Source organism: Novosphingobium sp. BL-A-41-Hi4B-X5A, from assembly GCF_055521705.1.
The window spans coordinates 632429-649219 of record NZ_JBVFVT010000002.1 but is presented as its reverse complement, the minus strand read 5'-3'; the positions used below and the strand labels follow the sequence as shown (position 1 = coordinate 649219).

16 protein-coding genes and 1 pseudogene are annotated in these 16791 nt (G+C 61.6%); 12 read left to right on the top strand and 5 right to left on the bottom strand.

Going from position 1 to position 16791, the window contains the following annotated elements; genetic code table 11:
* The first annotated feature begins 263 nt into the window (after positions 1 to 263).
* From ACZ1JY_RS18675 to ACZ1JY_RS18665, 3 genes are read left to right on the top strand one after another with little or no spacing between them, the layout of a single operon-like run.
* Complete coding sequence (locus ACZ1JY_RS18675) at positions 264 to 1478, top strand: tyrosine-type recombinase/integrase (RefSeq protein ID WP_010890944.1); 1215 nt, start codon at positions 264 to 266, stop codon at positions 1476 to 1478.
* The gene (locus ACZ1JY_RS18670) at positions 1469 to 3601 is read left to right on the top strand and encodes a tyrosine-type recombinase/integrase (RefSeq protein WP_010890943.1); all 2133 of its coding nucleotides are present in this window, start codon (positions 1469 to 1471) and stop codon (positions 3599 to 3601) included. Before ACZ1JY_RS18675 ends, ACZ1JY_RS18670 begins: the two co-directional genes overlap by 10 nt.
* Entirely contained in the window at positions 3598 to 4077 is a 480-nt protein-coding gene (locus ACZ1JY_RS18665) for a hypothetical protein (RefSeq protein ID WP_011445585.1), read from the top strand. The genes ACZ1JY_RS18670 and ACZ1JY_RS18665 overlap by 4 nt, the downstream gene beginning before the upstream one ends.
* A gap of 251 nt (positions 4078 to 4328) precedes the next feature.
* On the opposite strand, the pseudogene ACZ1JY_RS18660 reads toward ACZ1JY_RS18665, so the two are convergent.
* The 5 genes and pseudogenes from ACZ1JY_RS18660 to ACZ1JY_RS18640 form a co-directional block, all read right to left on the bottom strand.
* Positions 4329 to 4553, bottom strand: a pseudogene (locus ACZ1JY_RS18660) (IS3 family transposase); the annotation flags it as partial.
* A 70-nt stretch (positions 4554 to 4623) separates the two neighbouring features.
* Entirely contained in the window at positions 4624 to 4800 is a 177-nt protein-coding gene (locus tag ACZ1JY_RS18655; protein ID WP_465131100.1) for a hypothetical protein, read from the bottom strand.
* 80 nt (positions 4801 to 4880) lie between these two features.
* Positions 4881 to 5870, bottom strand: a complete 990-nt coding sequence (locus ACZ1JY_RS18650; protein ID WP_465131099.1) for a 3-keto-disaccharide hydrolase — start codon at positions 5868 to 5870, stop codon at positions 4881 to 4883.
* Positions 5871 to 5898: 28 nt separating this feature from the next.
* Positions 5899 to 7074, bottom strand: coding sequence for a Gfo/Idh/MocA family protein (locus ACZ1JY_RS18645; protein ID WP_465131098.1), 1176 nt, complete (start codon positions 7072 to 7074; stop codon positions 5899 to 5901).
* Positions 7075 to 7163: 89 nt separating this feature from the next.
* A complete protein-coding gene (locus ACZ1JY_RS18640) occupies positions 7164 to 8045 on the bottom strand; it encodes an aldose epimerase family protein (protein ID WP_465131097.1) in 882 nt (293 codons plus the stop codon).
* A gap of 179 nt (positions 8046 to 8224) precedes the next feature.
* Here ACZ1JY_RS18640 and ACZ1JY_RS18635 point away from each other — a divergent pair, with 179 nt between their 5' ends.
* The 9 genes from ACZ1JY_RS18635 (at position 8225) to ACZ1JY_RS18595 (ending at position 16781) form a co-directional block, all read left to right on the top strand.
* Positions 8225 to 8827, top strand: coding sequence for a TetR/AcrR family transcriptional regulator (locus tag ACZ1JY_RS18635; RefSeq protein WP_465131096.1), 603 nt, complete (start codon positions 8225 to 8227; stop codon positions 8825 to 8827).
* Positions 8828 to 8997: 170 nt separating this feature from the next.
* Positions 8998 to 11253 carry a TonB-dependent receptor gene (locus ACZ1JY_RS18630; protein WP_465131095.1) on the top strand — a complete coding sequence of 752 codons (2256 nt, stop codon included), beginning with the start codon at positions 8998 to 9000 and terminating at the stop codon, positions 11251 to 11253.
* 68 nt (positions 11254 to 11321) lie between these two features.
* Positions 11322 to 12230: a sugar phosphate isomerase/epimerase family protein gene (locus ACZ1JY_RS18625; protein WP_465131094.1), complete on the top strand. Its 909-nt coding sequence runs from the start codon at positions 11322 to 11324 to the stop codon at positions 12228 to 12230.
* Between the two features lie 34 nt (positions 12231 to 12264).
* Positions 12265 to 12669: a C-glycoside deglycosidase beta subunit domain-containing protein gene (locus ACZ1JY_RS18620; RefSeq protein ID WP_118075510.1), complete on the top strand. Its 405-nt coding sequence runs from the start codon at positions 12265 to 12267 to the stop codon at positions 12667 to 12669.
* Between the two features lie 36 nt (positions 12670 to 12705).
* Positions 12706 to 13530, top strand: a complete 825-nt coding sequence (locus tag ACZ1JY_RS18615) for a phytanoyl-CoA dioxygenase family protein (protein ID WP_465131093.1) — start codon at positions 12706 to 12708, stop codon at positions 13528 to 13530.
* Positions 13531 to 13691: 161 nt separating this feature from the next.
* Positions 13692 to 14687, top strand: a complete 996-nt coding sequence (locus ACZ1JY_RS18610) for an SPFH domain-containing protein (RefSeq protein WP_465131092.1) — start codon at positions 13692 to 13694, stop codon at positions 14685 to 14687.
* 32 nt (positions 14688 to 14719) lie between these two features.
* Positions 14720 to 15379 (top strand): DUF4178 domain-containing protein, encoded by a 660-nt coding sequence (locus tag ACZ1JY_RS18605; RefSeq protein ID WP_465131091.1) that lies wholly within the window; start codon positions 14720 to 14722, stop codon positions 15377 to 15379.
* Complete coding sequence (locus ACZ1JY_RS18600) at positions 15376 to 16638, top strand: DUF4178 domain-containing protein (protein WP_465131090.1); 1263 nt, start codon at positions 15376 to 15378, stop codon at positions 16636 to 16638. The genes ACZ1JY_RS18605 and ACZ1JY_RS18600 overlap by 4 nt, the downstream gene beginning before the upstream one ends.
* Positions 16635 to 16781 carry a hypothetical protein gene (locus tag ACZ1JY_RS18595; protein WP_168905075.1) on the top strand — a complete coding sequence of 49 codons (147 nt, stop codon included), beginning with the start codon at positions 16635 to 16637 and terminating at the stop codon, positions 16779 to 16781. Before ACZ1JY_RS18600 ends, ACZ1JY_RS18595 begins: the two co-directional genes overlap by 4 nt.
* Positions 16782 to 16791 lie beyond the last annotated feature (10 nt).

The window sequence follows — 16791 nt, the reverse complement described above, 5'->3', positions numbered from 1 at the left end:
GATGGCCGAGGTGGATGAGCGGGCATGCCATGGCTCATCGCCACCCCCGTCATAAGCGCCATCCCCAAGTGCAGAGGATAACCATGCCACAGCAGCCCGCGAGCGCCCATGAGGATCGGATATCTCCAATTTGCGCTTTCAATCACCAAGGTGGGTAATATAAATTATGTAAATACCGATACCATAACTGTCCATGTAAACTGTGTCCAGTGTGATGGCGAAAGGCTTGCAGTCACGGGGGTCTTTCAACAGTATCAGCGACCGTGTCCACTCCGTTCGCTACGACGCCCTGGCAGGCTGCGCGCATCGAAATGCCCGGCGGTCGCCGGTCGTGGACGGTATTGGATGATGACGGCGATGTCGTCGAGTGCCTTCGTCACTGGATCGTCCATCTCGAACAGACCCATGCGTCACCAAACACGATCCGCGCTTATGTTCGCCACGTTGTGGACTTCGCTAGCTTCCTCGGCGCAAACGGCGCCGGCATCCATGAAGCCACGGTTGCGCTGTATGACAGCTTCCTTGCCTGGCGGCTTGCCCGCCGAAAGGATGCGCTGCCAAGTCCTCGGCTGATCCTGCTACGCAAGCAGGAAACGCGGATTCTGGCACCATCGACGCGCAACCAGATCCAGCTCGCGGTCAAATCGTTCTACCGCTTTTACAACGGCACTGACGACTTCGCGGTCGATACGACCGAGGTCACAAAGGCCTATGACGGCCACCGGATCTACAAGCCGTTCCTTGAGCATATCAGCCAGCGACGGACGACACGGCGCAAAGACCGTTATCTCTCGGGCGATCCCGGCCGGGTCCAGCAGCAGGTGCTCAAGAAGCGGCTGACGCCGAGCGAGGTTCTGCGGCTGATCGAGGCCTGCGGGCTCGCGCGCGACGCCTTCCTGGTCGTGCTGCTCTACAACACCGGCCTTAGGATCGGTGAAGCGCTGGGCCTGCGCCATGTCGATATCGATCTCGCCGAAAAGGTCATCTGGGTCGTTCCGCGCGAAGACAATGCCAATGAGGCCCGTGCGAAATCGGGCCGGACGCGCGGTGTGCCGGTGCACGACTACGTGCTCAACATGTACGTCGATTACATCACCAGCGACGAATATCTGCCAGCCTTCGAGTCCGGCGCCGAGTACGTCTTCACCAATGTCAAAGCCGGCGTCATCGGGCACGCCATGAGCCTGTCCTACGCGCAGAAGCTCGCGGGCCTGCTGGAGCAGCGCACCCATATCGCCTTCAGCTGGCACATGTTCCGCCACAGCCATGCATCCGAGGCGATCGCGGCGGGATACAGCCTGCTCGAAGTGGCCGACCGGCTCGGGCATGCCAGCCCGCAAACGACAGCGGCGTTCTATCAGCACCTGTTCGCCTCGGAAATCCGCAGGCTTTACCTCACAGGACCCGACGAGGTGCATGAAAGGCTTGAGAAACTTCGCGAGGCTGAGCTGCTCGGAAAGGATCTGCGATGGGCCTGACGCCGCTGGCGCTCGTCGGCGGCACGCCGCACGATACCGATCGCTACAACAACTGGCTTGAGGGGCGCCTCGCGGAGATATCCCCCCTCCTCGTCGCCAATCCCATTTGGTCGGACGCCATGATGGGTGAGGTGTTCGGCCATCCCTGGCTGAGCCAGACATACGCAAGCTTGCCGCTTCAGGCTGCGGTTCCGGTACTCACCAACGAGATCAAGGCTTACCTGGCGGTATCCGTTCTCGACGATCGCAAGGCGGACGCCCACTGGTTCCAGCGCCGGATCCCGGTGATCCGCTATCTGGTAGAGGAAGGCGCGGACCTGCTTGGTCACTTTGAGGCGGGCTGCCTTGCCGACATCCCTCACCCCGGCTTCGCGCCATCAGATGACGAGGGTGCGCGCAAACGGAACCACCACAACGATGCAGTGCTGGAGTGCTACGCCGCCTGGTATGGCGCGAATTATGGACGGCGCAGGCAAAGCCAGACCCGCCAGTGGATCCGGGGCGGCAAGATCGTCACCAGCGAGTTCCGCTCACCGGAAGTGCAGCTGTTCGGTGATATCCATCGCTTCGCGATCATCAACCGGGCGCAGATGGCACCGATGCATGACCGCGACATCATCCTGCTCAACGATCTCTACAGCGAGGAGGACACACGCTTCCGCGATCGGCAACGGCGAAGCGACACCTATATCAACTTCCTGAACTTCGAGCCGTGGCTGCGCCCGCTGATGCGCGGCTTCCTGCTCGACAAGGTCGCACATGGGGAATTTGCGCCAAGAACGGTGATCGCGATGCGATCTCGGTTACGGCTGTTTGCGCAGTTCCTCCACGAAGAATCCGTCGCTGGTCCTGCGAAGATCAACGAACTAACGATGGAGCGCTATCTTGCATGGGGAAACGCGCGCAATGCCGCCGGCAAGAACTGGTACACCGACATCGTCCAACTGATGCGGGCAGCACCGGTGCTACTGCCGGGGGAATGGCCGCGGATCGCGCTCGACAAGCGCGCGGCGCGGCGCATCCGTTACAAGCAGGCACCGGATGACCCGCGCAACCGGCTCTACGCTTCGCGAGAGGGCGCCAACCGGGCGGCGCCTCCTGAGGCCTTGGCCGCGATGATGGCCAGGCTCGATGAACTGCCTGCCCCTATCCCGGTAATCTTCATGATCGGGATCACCACCGGTGCGCGAGCCGAAGACCTGCATGCCTTGCTCTTCGACTGCCTGCGGCCCGATCCGCACGACAAGCGGTTCATGCTGTTCACGTTCTGGCAGAACAAGGTCAGCCGCTGGAACACCAAGCCCTTGCTGGCGACCGATCCCGCGCACCGGGCCATGATCGAGTTGATCGAAGCCCAGCAGGATCGCGTCCGGCAGCGTTACGGGCGCGCCACGAAATACCTGTTCCCCGTCTTTTACGGCAAGCGGGAATCGTTCCTCGGCTACAACTGGACCTTGCAGGAGCTCAGGATGCTGTGCCTCAGGCACGGGATCGTCGATGGCGAAGGCAAGCCGTTCGACTTCTCATGGCATCCGTTGCGCCACCATCGAGGGACACAAATGGCGGCCGAAGGCCACGACATCCTGAGCATCATGTTCGAGCTCGGCCATGCCTCGCCGGATATGGCGTCGATGTACGTCAACAAGCGTCTCGATCTCAAGAAGAACGCCTTGCTGCGAAAGGGTGGCGGCCAGTTCTTCACAATCGCGGGCAAGGTCGACGAAGCGGTCGGCGATCTCCTGCTGCGCAAGGAAACCATGCTGGCCACGCGGGTCTGCGGCGGCGCCTGCACGCTGCCAGGGCAACTCGGCGAATGGTGCGAGCACGCCCACGCCTGCCTGACCTGCCGGTTCTTCCGCGCCGATGGCGGCGACGTGGAGCACTTCCGCTGTGAACGGGCCGGACTTTACGCCGCGATCGAAGGGCTCGAGCAGGAAGCGCAGAACTACGAGGAAGGCGGACAGACCCGCATGGCCGACATCACGCGCAAGCGCCTGCAACGCAATAAGGATGCGGTCCACAACACCGACACCATCATCCGCTCCATCGAGGAGCACGGCCTCTACAAGGGTGAAAAGCAGCGCTACAGGCCGGCCACTGCTCGAGAGGAAGCGACGTCATGACCATGGGACCGGATCTGCGGATCGCAACACTCAACGATGCCCGCAGCCGTCGTAGCGCAGAGAAGCGCGCTGCAGTCGAGGATGCGATCATGCGGCTGCGCGACACCAGGCAGGCTGTGACGTTCGTCTCGGTGGCACGTGAAGCAAAGGTCAGCCGCCAGTACCTCTACAACAACTTCGCCGACGAGATCGGCGAGGAACGCGTCGAAACCCGCGCGGAAACCGAGGTGATAGACGGCAAGAAGGTCCCGCTGCGAACGCCCGAGGAATATCGGCACATCGAAGCGGCACTCCGCAACAAGATCGAGCGCCTTGAGACCGAGCTCCGGGATGCCCGTGCCGAAAGGGCTAAGGCGGACCGAACGGCCGAGCGTGAGCGCGGTAAGGCGGAACACTGGCGTCAGCTCTACACGGCTGTCCTAGCTCGCGTATCACCGGGACAGTCGCCCGAGCCGCTGCCCTCCTCTGAAGACTGAACCGTCACGCTGCGATCGGGTTACGATCAAGCGAGTAGGAAGTGAGCCGCCTACGGCGTCTTGCACTTCCAACTCCCTTGATCGTCCAAATTATGAGCGAAACACAATGGACAGGTTTATCGCCTGCAAACCATTGAAACTAGGACACAAGACACGAATTGGTGTTGATATATGTTAAATAGGGATCGTTGTCAGCACGGCTATCCTCGCTCAGCCTGAAACATCTCCATGGAATCGAACTGCCGGGCTCACTTGCGCGTTTTGCCGGTCCGTCGCCGTAGGCGCTCGCCCTTGAGCGAGGATAGGAAGCTCTCGGCAACCGCGTTGTCATGGGAGTTGCCACATCGGCTCGTCGAGTGCTCAAGGTTGTGAGCCCGGATGAAGGCTGCCCATTCTATGCTTGTGAACTGCGAGGCGTGTTCCGAGCGGATCAGCACCCGCTGCTTCGGCTTGCGTCGCCATACTGCCATGAGCAGCTTAACAGATGGCTGAAGTTGGGCTTCCCTTTCGTCAACCCCAGCGCGAGCTCCACCTCCCCTTCAGGAGTCACGAGCGGCAGATGGATTGGTGCATCTTCTGGCCGAGCGCTGTAGCCAAGGTGACGATCTTGCAATCGTCGACGAGAACCTGAGAGCGCAGGCGCATCGAATGCAACGCTGGGATGGCCTCACTGAGGTACCGCATCACGACGGCACTGTTAGACGTGACGGGCTCAGGCTGCATGGAGCTCCCCGAAATCAAGCAGTTCCTGCTCGCCATTACCCGCCCCTATACTTTGTCCGTCCCGGTGCCAGCTTTCGCGATCAGCCCTGCTTTCGCTCGGTTATGGTGGGCAGGTGTCGGATCGGCTCGATGGTGATCGCGCGGAAGTAGGTTTCGGCGCCTTCCGACTGGAGCTGGATCCTGCCAGCGGTCAGCGGTATGGTGCGGCCCTTGGCGTCCTTGGTGGTGAGGTTGGCCGCGGCCATCACCGGCACGCCGTTCACAACGTGGATCGACGTGTTCCCGAAGACATAAAGATCAAGCGAATTCCACTCGCCCAGAGGTTTCTCTGCGTCAGCGCCGGCATCGACGTTCCATGTCGGAAACGTCAGCCGCGATGGCAGGCCGCCTTTGAAGTAACGGCGACTCGGATAGGGAATTGAGGGATCATTGGCGACAGGAACGGTGGCGCCAACCCGCCAGTCGACTGTCTCGAACGAAGGCTTGCCCTTGGAATCGCCCACCGTCAGAAGCATGCCGACGGAGTGCGGCACCACCTCGAACTCGATCGCGCTCATCCATGTGCCGAAGAACGCACCATACGCGCCATGCGAATGATACAGTACCCCATTGTTGCGCGGCATCGGCGTCCATGTATTGGTACCCCACTTGTATTCCACGTGAAGGTGGTAGTTGCTGTAGGACCGTTTTGTCAGCAGCCCTCCGAACAGTTTGCCGCTGGAATAGATCGCAGGTGCGCCATCCTGCTCGACCACCTTGAATACACCGTAAGTGTCATGATTGAGGCCGATCGGCGCGCCGCTCGGCGTGCCATACGTGGTGGCAGGTACGGTGTAACCGAGCCAGCTGTCCCATCCGGACAGGTCTCGGCCGTTGAACAGCTTTGTCGGTGCCGCGCGATTGCGCGGCAGGTTCGTCAGCACGAGATCCTGCCTGCGATAGGTCGGGTCGTTGGCAATCGCCGCCTTCTGTTCGGGCGTCGAGCCATCCGGCGGACCATCGGCGGCAAAAGCGCAGACGGGCGCGAGGAGAGCAAGGCTTGCGGCAATCATGTTGCGGGTTGAGGACACGTCGGAAAACTCCGTTGAATGAGGAATGTCAGTGCGCCGATGCGTTATCGACGAGATCGAAGGGCGATGCCGTCAGCGCGATCAGCGCAGCGTCCGCCACCGGATCGATCGTCGCGGGACGCTCGCAGGTGGATTGAAGCTCGACCACAGTGCGCGAGGTCGCTGATCTGACGATGGCCTCCATCACTTCTACCGAGTGGACGATGAACTCGCCCCCGGTGCGGTGTCTGCTGCCGGTGCGGATCGCGAGCGCAAGATCGACCAGCCCGGCACCGCGATAATCGGCCACTACCCGCCCGGTGTGGTCATGGCGGTTTGGCGTGGCAAAGCCCTGGTCGGCGGTAGGAAGGTCTGTGCGTGGCTGCGGCGGTGCAGTCACCGCCGGTTGGCCACCGAAGAACATCGGGTCGGCCATCGCCAGTATTCCGTCGGAACCGAACAGTTCGCCCGGCCGCAGCGTGGGCACCACAACGTCGAGCGAGATGATGAAGCTGACCGACGCTTCGGCAAATTCAAGCACCGTGTTGAACGTGGTGTCGACCGTCACCGGGAAGCGCGTGCCCTGCCGGGGGCCGCGCAGGATCGTTCGCTCCGCTCTGCCCGCGCCCGAAACCGAAAACACCCGCTTTACCGGCCCCAGCAGGTTGATCCACATCGTCGTGTAATAAGGTCCCGCATCGAACGGCGGCTCGCCGCCCGGACGATAGAACGCCTCGGGGCCCGGGTGGAATAGCTCAAGTCCCGGCAGTCCAAGGAACGAAGAGCCGAATACCGGCTTGCCGATGGCCCCTGTATCGAGCGCCCTGCGCGCAGCCTGGTGTGCGCTGCCATAGAACGTATCGGGCGCCGAGCCGATCAGTAGGCCGCGGCTCTCGGCAAGGTCAGCCAACTGGCGCGCCGTCTCATGCGACAGGGCAAAGGGCTTTTCGGAATAGATATGCTTGCCCGCCTCCAAAGCGGCTTCATTGATCGCCTCATGCGCCACACCTGGAGTAAGGTTGACGACCAGTTCGATCGTATCGTCGGCAAGTAGCTCGTCGACCGTGGCCGCGCGTGCGCCGAACCGGGCAGCAGTTTGCGCAATGGCCTGCGGCGTTCGCGTGGCGATGGCACGCAGGTCAAGGGCCGGCGAACGAGCAATTGCATTGAGATAGACTGGGCTGATGTCTCCCGCGCCTACAAGCCCGATCCTGACAGGTTGCATCCATCCCTCCGTCGCAGCAGGGCACTCTCGCCCGTGACGCTGCAGACAATTGACTATCTAATCGATGATTAGATCGTCCCGCGCCAAAGTCAATCGATGCCGAACAGGCTATTTTGCGCGCGGATCAGCAAGCTGGCTGCCAGCGTCTCGCCCTCAGCCAGCCACGTCATGCGTCCGGGGGTGCGATTGATGGCATCAGTTGGATGGGTCAGAGGCTCGATGCAGAAGAATTCCGCGTCTTGTGCGACATACACCCCGGTACAGGACAGTGCCGGGCACGGTGTCATCTCGATCAGCAGATCGTCTGCTGGCCGCAGGACCGTTAGCTGGCCTTGGCGCCCCTCCTGAATCGTATCGACCATGCGCGTCGTGACGGGTGCGCCTTTCCACCAGTCCACGGCGTCGCCTGCATCCACAAGCGTGAGTGGCAGTCCGTCTGGCGCAGTCCGCCATTCGTAGCGGTGCAAGCCACGGAAAACGGTGCTGCCATCGCCTGGGAAATAGGGATGAAATCCGAGTCCCGCTGGCATTCGTCCTGGGCCGAGATTGGTCACCTCCAGTCGCATCATTACGCCTTTGGCTCCCAACTCCAATGTCTGTTCAGCGCGATAGTGCCATGGCCATTCGCCATCGGAATAGCCATGGACCATCCGAATCGACGACATGTCGTGATCGATCACCTGCCACGGCCGCACCCAGCCATAGCCGTGCAATGCGTGGGGATGGTAGGCATCGGGAAAGTTGGATGACAGGCGATAGCTGACGCCGGCGACTTCAAATCGGCTGTCTGCGATGCGGTTGCAAAAAGGCACGATGGGAAAGCAGGCGGCGTCAAGGATGTGGTCGGTCCGTGCGGTACGAAGCACCGGCGAACCCTGCCAGAAAAGGCCACGCAGCGAACCGCCTACGCCTGGCGCAATCGCTACTTCGTAATCCCAGGCGGAAATCGTCCATTTCTCATGACACTGCATCACCGCCTTTGATCACTGATCAGATTTGCAGGCAAGTCGCTTGCGAGCAGCCGAGCTGACACCTGCCCCCTCAGCCCTACTTGGCAAGCACCTGCGCTTTCCGGCTGGCCAGCTGGCGGTTTGCTGTTAGGGAAGCTATCCGATAGCTCGCAAGCCTGTCCGGTCGCCCGAGAGATTTTATGCCCGCTAAGAAGCCGTATCACCGCGAAAACCTGCGCCGCGACCTGCTCGATGCGGGGCGTGAATATGTACGGCAACACGGGCACCACGGACTGTCCATCCGCACGCTTGCCCAACAGGTCGGCGTTTCGCCAGGGGCTCCCTACCATCATTTCCCCGACCGCCGCTCGCTCCTGTTGGCGCTTGCCATTGAAGGCTTCGAGGAAATGCTCGACGGGGCCGAGCAAGTCCGGCGCAGCACGGTTACCCCAGAGCAGAAGCTCATTCGCATGGGCCTCCTGTTCATCCGCTTTGCTGAAAACAACCCGTTCCTGCTCGACCTCATGTACGAAAGTGAGCTGACCTCGCCGGTGCTCGACACCAAGCTGCTGGAATACCAGCTCCAAGGCCACTTCAACTTGCGGGACCATCTCCGCGCAGCAATCCCGGGCATCTCCGACGACGAGGCAGATTTGCGCGTGATCGCCTTCTGGTCGGCGATCTATGGCTTTTCTTCGATGCGCAAGAAGGGCGTGATCCGGCCTAGCCAGAGCATTGTGCCCACTGTCGATATCGCAGAGGCCATCGTCGCCCGCGCCACACTCGCCGCTCTGGCAGAGTGATCCCCGGTACTGCTGCGGCGACTATCACGGCCTCGTGCCCGCGTCAGCATCTCCACGCCTGATCAGAGCACTGATTAGATTAACGCTTGACGCTGGGTTGGTGCAAATCTAATCACCGATCAAATATCGGGCCTTCGGGACACCGATAACTATGATCGGGAGGGAACGCCATGAGAACTGCTGCCATTCTGCTTGTAACATCTGCCCTTGCGCTGCGCTCGCCGGCCCTTGCACAAGCCACCCAAGAACCCCAAGATACAAGCCAAGCCGATGCGGCAGAAGCCTCCGAGCGCGGCGTGGGCGATATCATCGTAACCGCCAATCGCATCGAGACTTCGGCCCAGGACACGCCGATCGCGCTCAACGTCTATACGGGCGCGGACCTGGCCGATAGCGGGATCAATTCAGTGCGGGACCTCTCCGCGATCGACCCCAGCCTCAACGTCTCGAGTTCGAACAGCTCCGCCTACATCGCCGTGCGCGGTATTGCCTCGACCGACGTGACGGAACTGGGCGACCCATCGGTACCGGTTGCGCGCGACGGCTTTTTCACCAACCGCGCCTATTCGATCAACACGTCGATGTACGACGTGGCCCGCGTTGAAGTGCTGAAGGGGCCGCAGGGCACGCTGCATGGCCGCAACTCGACCGGCGGTCTGGTCAGCATCATCACAAACCGGCCCAAGTTCAAGAACGAGGTCTCGGCCTCGTTCGAATACGGCAACTACGACACGACCAACGCCGACGCTGCCGTCAACCTTGCCCTGTCCGAGAGCTTCGCGCTGCGCGCCTCGGGCACTTTCCTCAAGCACGACGGCTACCGTCGCCAGGTCGGCGTGATGAAGTCGGCTGACAACGAGGACTTCAAGTCCGGTCGTATCCAGGCTCGCTTCGCCAAGGATGGCTTGGATCTGTGGGTATCTTACCAGCGAGATGATCGCGATACCGATGGCGAGGCGGTCCTCAAGAACACATTGGGCGCGCCGCAGCCCAGCTTCGATCCGCTGCCTGCGTTCCGCAGCGATTCTCCGACACGCACTGTGCTCAAGGGCGAACGCATCCGTTGGGAAGCCAGCTACAGCGGCCTCGGCAATATCAACCTGATCTACTCGGGCGGGTGGGACAAGCAGCAGTTCGACTTGACGCTCGACGCTACTGGTCCGAACTATCCGGCCAACCGCCAGTATCTCAACACCCAGGCGCCGACGACCTGGAACCACGAAGTTCGCATCAGCAACGAGAAGACCGGCAAGCTCTTCATCCAAGCCGGATACTTCCGCTTCACCGAAGACAACGCGCTTGCCGCCGGGCTCTACAACCGCGAGATGACCGGCCTGTTCGCGCCGGGCGGCCCGCTGTCGTTCGCGCCCAATGCCGACCAGTCGTTTCGCTATGGCATCGCCTTCGACTTTGCGGTCAAGACCAAGTCCGACGCGATCTTCGCGCAGGCCGATTATGACCTGACCGAACAACTCCAGCTCTCGGCCGGCGCCCGCTACACGTGGGACAACAAGTCTCGCACCGGCAATTCGGTGCTGGTCCTGCCCGCGCTGGCATTCCCGCTATGCGGCAACGGCTTCCCGGCGCCCGGCACCTGCCCGCCGTTCCCGATCGTCAATTCCGGCAATGGCGAGACCAAGGAAAGCAAGCCGACTTGGCATCTCGGTCTCAATTGGCGGCCAGAATCGGGGCGCCTCATCTATGCCAAGTACGATCGCGGCTACAAGTCGGGCGGCTTCAACTCGAACGGCTCGGTCGCTGCCACGCCCTATGGCGCGGAGCAGGTAGACGCCTTCGAAATCGGCACGAAGAACACGTTGATGGGCAATGCCCTGCAGCTCAACTTCGCCGCCTTCTACTTCAATTACAAGGGCTACCAGGCTCAGCAAAGCACCTGCCCGACATGCTCGACCGGCGTGTTCAACGTCGGCAGCGCCCGCGTGCTTGGCCTGGAAGGCCAGCTCAACGCCCGCGTTGCCGAGAACACGAAGCTCTACCTCAACAGCACCCTGCTCGACACGAAGTTCGGCGACAACATCATCGTCACCAACGGCAACAACCAGAACGTCGACATCAGCAAGAACCAGCTGCCCAACGCCCCGCATTTCACCGCCTCGATGGGCTTCGAACAGGGCGTGCCGCTGGGCGATCACCTGCTGTCGTTCCGCGCTGACGGCAAGTACTCGTCGAGCTTCTACTTCTCGGCCTTCAACCTGCAGCAGATCCGCTCGCCGTCCTACTTCCTCGGCAACCTCTCGGCCGCGATCGAGCCGAACGGGGGTGGCTGGAAGCTGCAGGCCTATGTCCGCAACGTCTTCAACAAGAACGTGCTGTCCTTCGCCGAGCAGAACTTCAACGGCTTCAGCGACAACTATCAGTTCCAGCCACCGCGCACCTACGGCGTGCGGGCGAGCGTGAACTTCTGATCTGACAATTGCATTCGGCATGAGGCGAGGTCCGGTGGGCTTCGTCTCCGGCCTTCCAGGAGCAAGACATGCCCGGTTCGTTCAAATACGGTGTTTCAACTTACAGCTACGTCGATGACTACGGCTCGGTCATGACGCTCGAAGACGCGTTCGACCATATCGCGGATACCGGCGCCACCGGCATCGAGATTCTGGGCGAGGGCCAGATCGAGGGCTATCCCCACCCTTCCAGCCAGTTTCTCGATCGCTGGTTTGGCCTGCTGGACAAGTACAAGCTTGAACCGACCAACATGTGCTCGTGGGTCGACATGCGCATTACTCTCCAGCGCAACCTCACCGTCGAGGAAGGCGCTGCAGAGCTGGAGCGCGACCTGCGCCTTGCCCACCAGCTGGGCTTCAAGTTCCTGCGGCCGAAGTTCGGTGTGCTTTCGCACGACCTGATCCCCGAACCGCAGTGGGAAGCCTACACCGAGCGCAACCTCGATCTTGCCCACAAGCTCGGCGTGGTCATCTGCCCGGAAATCCACGCGCCCACGCCGATCAAGCATGAAGTCGTCGATGGTTACATCAACTTCATCGAGCGCACCGGCACGAAGAACTTCGGCCTGATGATCGACACCGGCATCTTCCAGGACCGGCCGCTGACGCACTGGGGCTCGCACCAGATCAACGAGGAAGCGCGCAAGCACATGGAGTTCCTCAACGGCATCAAGGTTCCGCCCGAACACTTCCTCGATATCGCCAAATACGTGGTATTCATCCAGGCAAAGTTCCACGACATCGACGAGAACCTCGAGGACCAGAACATCCCGTGGAAGCCGGTGATCTCGGCCATCAAGCGCTCGGGCTACTCCGGCTATCTTTCCAGCGAATACGAAGGTTGGCGCGCGCCGTGGCGTTCGATTGATCAGGTTCGCCGACAGCACGTGCTGCTGCGCAAGCTCGAGCGGGAGTTCGACGAAGGCAAGTTCGCCTGATCCCGTTTCGCACATAGAATTCCCGGAGAACACCATGCTCGAACATCAGCTCATCCAGAGCACCGGATTCCGCAATTTCGGACCCGTGGGCGCGCGCGAAGGCTTCGCCATCCGCATCCGCATCCCCAACTACCACGGCACCCGCCTGTCGCAGCTCGATGGCTTCGACGTGACGGTCGATGGCGTTTTCTACGATCACGAAATCAACCGTTTCGGCATCCGTGATGAAGTCTACACCATGGCCGAAATGCGTGAGGAAATTACCGCGCGCTGGGGCTTGACCGAATGGGGCGAAATCCTTGTCGACAAGCCCGGCGGCCTTGAACCGGGCGTCCACAAGATCGAGGTCGTCGCCCGCATTCGCTATTCCTACTTCCCGCCCGATGTGCACATCTTCCCGATGCATGCCGAACGCTATGGCACCATCTGCATCGCCTGACCCTGCTCCATCTGATCTCACGAAAGTATCCGCAAAATGACCCAGCAATACGGCCGTCAAGGCGATGAATACATCCTCACGCCAGAGGAGATCGCCCAGTACCATCGCGAAGGCTACATCACCTTGCGCGGCGTGATGACGGAGGAGGAGCTTGCACCGCTGGAAGCCGAGTTCGATCGCTTCATCCGCGGCGAAGTCGGCGGCATGGGCAAGGATTTCTGTGACATGTCCGGGCCATATGACCGTGAGTTCGAGAACTTCAGCCTCGTGAATGCCGTGCTGCCGCGTCACTACGAGCCAACCCTGCGGGACAACCTTTACGAACGGCGCGCAGCCTCGATATCGCGCCAATTGCTCGGGGAGAGCGCAACCCTCGATTACGACCAGTTCCTTGCAAAGCGCCCCGCAAAGCCCGACGCCGTGTTCACGATGCACCAGGACCTGGGATACTGGCCGACCGGCACGCCCGAGCCGCTGACTGCCACCTGCAGCCTCGCGCTTGACGACGCCGATCTGGAAAACGGATGCCTGAAGGTGGTGCCGGGCTCGCAAAAGCAGGGCCTCCGCCCGCACCGTCCGCTAATGGGTGAGGATCGCAGCAAGTCGCACATTCTCAGCGTTGAACTGACCGATGCTGATACTGTGGTCGACCTTCCACTGAAGCGGGGTGACATTACCGTGCATGACGAACTGATCGTTCACGGCTCAGGCGGGAACACGTCGCCGGACCGCTGGCGCCGCACCTATATCGTCGCTTTCCGCTCGAAAGCCTGTGTCGACTTCGAACGCTCGATCGGCTTCACGCATTCGCACAACGATACCATCACCTGGGAAACCCATCTGGGCGCGCTTACCGCGTGAAGATCGCGCCCAGGCTATCGCCTGGGTGCCGGTCACTTGGGGGCTAAACGCCGTTGATTGACCAATAACGTTGGCAGACGTTTTCCGCATGCGCACTTGCTTAGCGGCAGTCACAAGTTAGGCTGCCGGAAACAGTCCCTTGTTTTCGTAAGGCGCCAGTGATGTTCGATTTTATCCGCAAGCAGTTTGTCGATGTCATCGAATGGCTGGAGCAGCCCGGCGAATTGGCCTGGCGCGTGCCCTTTGCCGATCGCGAAATTCAGCACGGCGCGCAGTTGACAGTGCGCGAAGGTCAGGTCGCGGCCTTTGTCAATGAAGGCCGCGTGGCGGACTACTTCGGGCCGGGCCTCCATACGCTTGAGACCGCCAACCTGCCCTTGTTGTCCAATCTGATGAACTGGGACAAGGCCTTCAAGTCGCCGTTCAAATCTGACGTCGTGTTCCTCTCTCTGAAAGAGCAGCATGGCCTGAAGTGGGGGACAGCCCAGCCCGTCACCGTGCGCGATGCTGAATTCGGCGCGCTGCGCCTGCGTGCCTTCGGCTCCTATTCCTTCCGCGTAAACGAAGTTGCGCCCTTCGTCTCGCGCGTGATGGGGACGCTGGCTGGCGTCGCGGTGCCCTCGCTCGAACCGCAATTGCGCGCCGCGATCCAGACCGCGATGGCCACGGCCCTTGGCGGCAGCGGGATTGCCTTCCTCGATCTGGCGGCAAACCAGCAGGCGCTTTCGGACCGGATCAAGCTTGAGGTCGACAAGGCCTTTGCGCAGTGGGGGCTGACCTGCCTTTCGTTCTATGTCGAAAGCGTTTCCCTGCCCGATGAAGTGCAGGCTCACCTCGACAAGGCGAGCTCCATGCGCGTGCTCGGCGATCTTGGCAGTTACACCCGCTTCCAGGCAGCCGAAGCCATCGAGGATGCCGCCAACCAGGACGGTGGCGGCGTAGCCGGTATCGGCGCCGGGGTTGCTGCTGCCACGGCTTTGGGTGGCGCGATGGCCCAGGGACTGGGCCAGGCAGCGGTCCCCGCGCCTTCTCCCGCTGCCACCGAGGAAGATCCCCTCGCCACGATCGAGAAACTCCACAGGCTCGTGACCCTGGGCGCATTGAGCCAGCAGGAGTTCGATGCCAAGAAGGCCGAGCTGCTCGCGCGAATCCGCTGATTGCGCGTTCGCATTGGGGGAAGCGGGACGTGATGAATTGCCCTTCGTGCGGAGCGCAAGTGCCGGTACGAGGCGCCTCCCTTCCTTATGCCACGTGTCCCTACTGCCAGACACTGATCCTGCGCCACGGGCTCGATATTGAGGACGTGGGCAAAGTTGCGGTCCTGCCGTTCGATGTTTCGCCCATCCAGCTTGGCACCACGCTGATGGCCGATGGGCGCAGCATGGTCGTGGTCGGGCGGGTGCGCTGGGCCTGGGCCGGCGGCTCGTGGAACGAATGGCTGGCCATGGCCGATAGCGGCGCGCAGTACTGGCTGGCGGAGGCCGCCGGCATGTTCATGCTGACAGCCGAATGGCCGCAATTGCTCGACCGCACAGAAGTCCGCGCCTTTGCGGAAGGCGGCACCTTCACGCCGGGGGACGTGATCGAAGTCGATGGACGCCAGTTGTTTGCAAGTGACGTCAAGCAAATCGAATGCCTTGGCAGCGAGGGTGATCTGCCGATCCGCACGCAGATCGGCATGAAGATGACCAGCGTGGACTTCCGCTCGGCCAGTGGCGAGGTGCTTTCTCTTCAGCGCGACGACCGCGCGACGACGGCGTGGTTCGGCGACAGTTGGGATCTGGTCACCCTCAAGCCCGGAAACCTGCGTCAGATCGAGGGCTGGACCGTTCCCGGAGAGCTGCAGTGACTGCGGGCACTTCGGGCGGCAATGCGGTCACTTGCCCCGCCTGCGGCGGCACGATCGAATTGCGCGCCGCGGGATTTACGGTCAACCTCGCCTGCCAGCATTGCGGTTCGCTGCTCGACGTATCGCGCCCCGAAGTGGCGCTGATCCGCAAGTACAAGCGCGCCAACGAAAACTTTGCACTGGAGCTGGGCAAGCGTGGCACGCTGTTCGGGCAGGAGTGGGAGGTGGTCGGTGCGCTGCGCCGCAAGGACCAGATCACGATCTGGCAGGAGTTCCTGCTGTTCAACCCCTACCTCGGCTATCGCTGGCTGGTGGCCTGCGATGGCGAATGGCAATTCGGCACGATGCTGGCCGATCGGCCTCAAGGCCCTCGAGACAGGGTCTATTGGCGAAGCACGCCATTCACTCGACTGGGGCGAGACCAGACAACCTCGACCACCGCAGTTGCAGGCGAATTCTACTGGCGAGTGAAGGCAGGCGACACGGCCAACGCAACGCTGTTCCAATCAGGCGACACGATGCTTTCGCGTGAGGTTTCGGCTGGCGAGGAGAACTGGACGCAACTTGTGCCGGTTCCGGAAGCCGATGTCGAAAACGCCTTCGGCCTGAAGCGTCGCAGCCTGCCCCGGCGCAAGATGGCAAGAGGACCGATGTTGTTCCGGCCCGCGATCGGCATGGAGCGGGACGATCTTGGCAACATGTTCAAGCTTGCTCTCGCCGTCTCGATCTTTGCCGCAATCGCCATGGCCGTGATCGCAGGGCCGAGCACGAGTGCAAGTACATTGATCCAGGTTCCGGTCGGCGGCCAGATTGCGCCGGTCAAGGTCGGCACGATCACCGTGCGCAGGCCATGGCAGTTCGTCACCATCGAAGCGGACGCCAATCGTTTCGAGAACCGCTGGGTCGATCTCGAATACAACCTGGTTGATCGTTCGAGCGAGCAGTCGATCGATGCGTTCGGTCTGGTCGAACACTATGCCGGAACCGATTCAGACGGTGCGTGGAGCGAAGGCAGCCGCTCTGACGATACCATGTTCGGCCACGTGCCGCGCGGCACCTACGATGTCTATGTCAGCGGATCGGCGCACGGCTGGCCAGTCGACCCGTACACCATTGATGGATGGGGATCGGTCGAGACAATCAATCTTTCGATCGAGGCCAGCACCGGCGCGATGTCGTGGGGCATGTGGTGGACGCTGGTCATCGCACTGTTCGCCTGGCCGCTGACCGTGCTGTGGTGGAGATTCCGCGACAGATGACCCGGCGCCTGATCCTCTACGCCCTGTTTTGCCTCGCCTTGCTGGCGGCAGCGTTGTTCGCGGCGTTCAACGCCTGGTCGTTCTACAGCGACGAGGAAGACCGTCCCGTCGCTTCGGGCCACGTCGGCCCAACGCACAAATGATCACCGGATC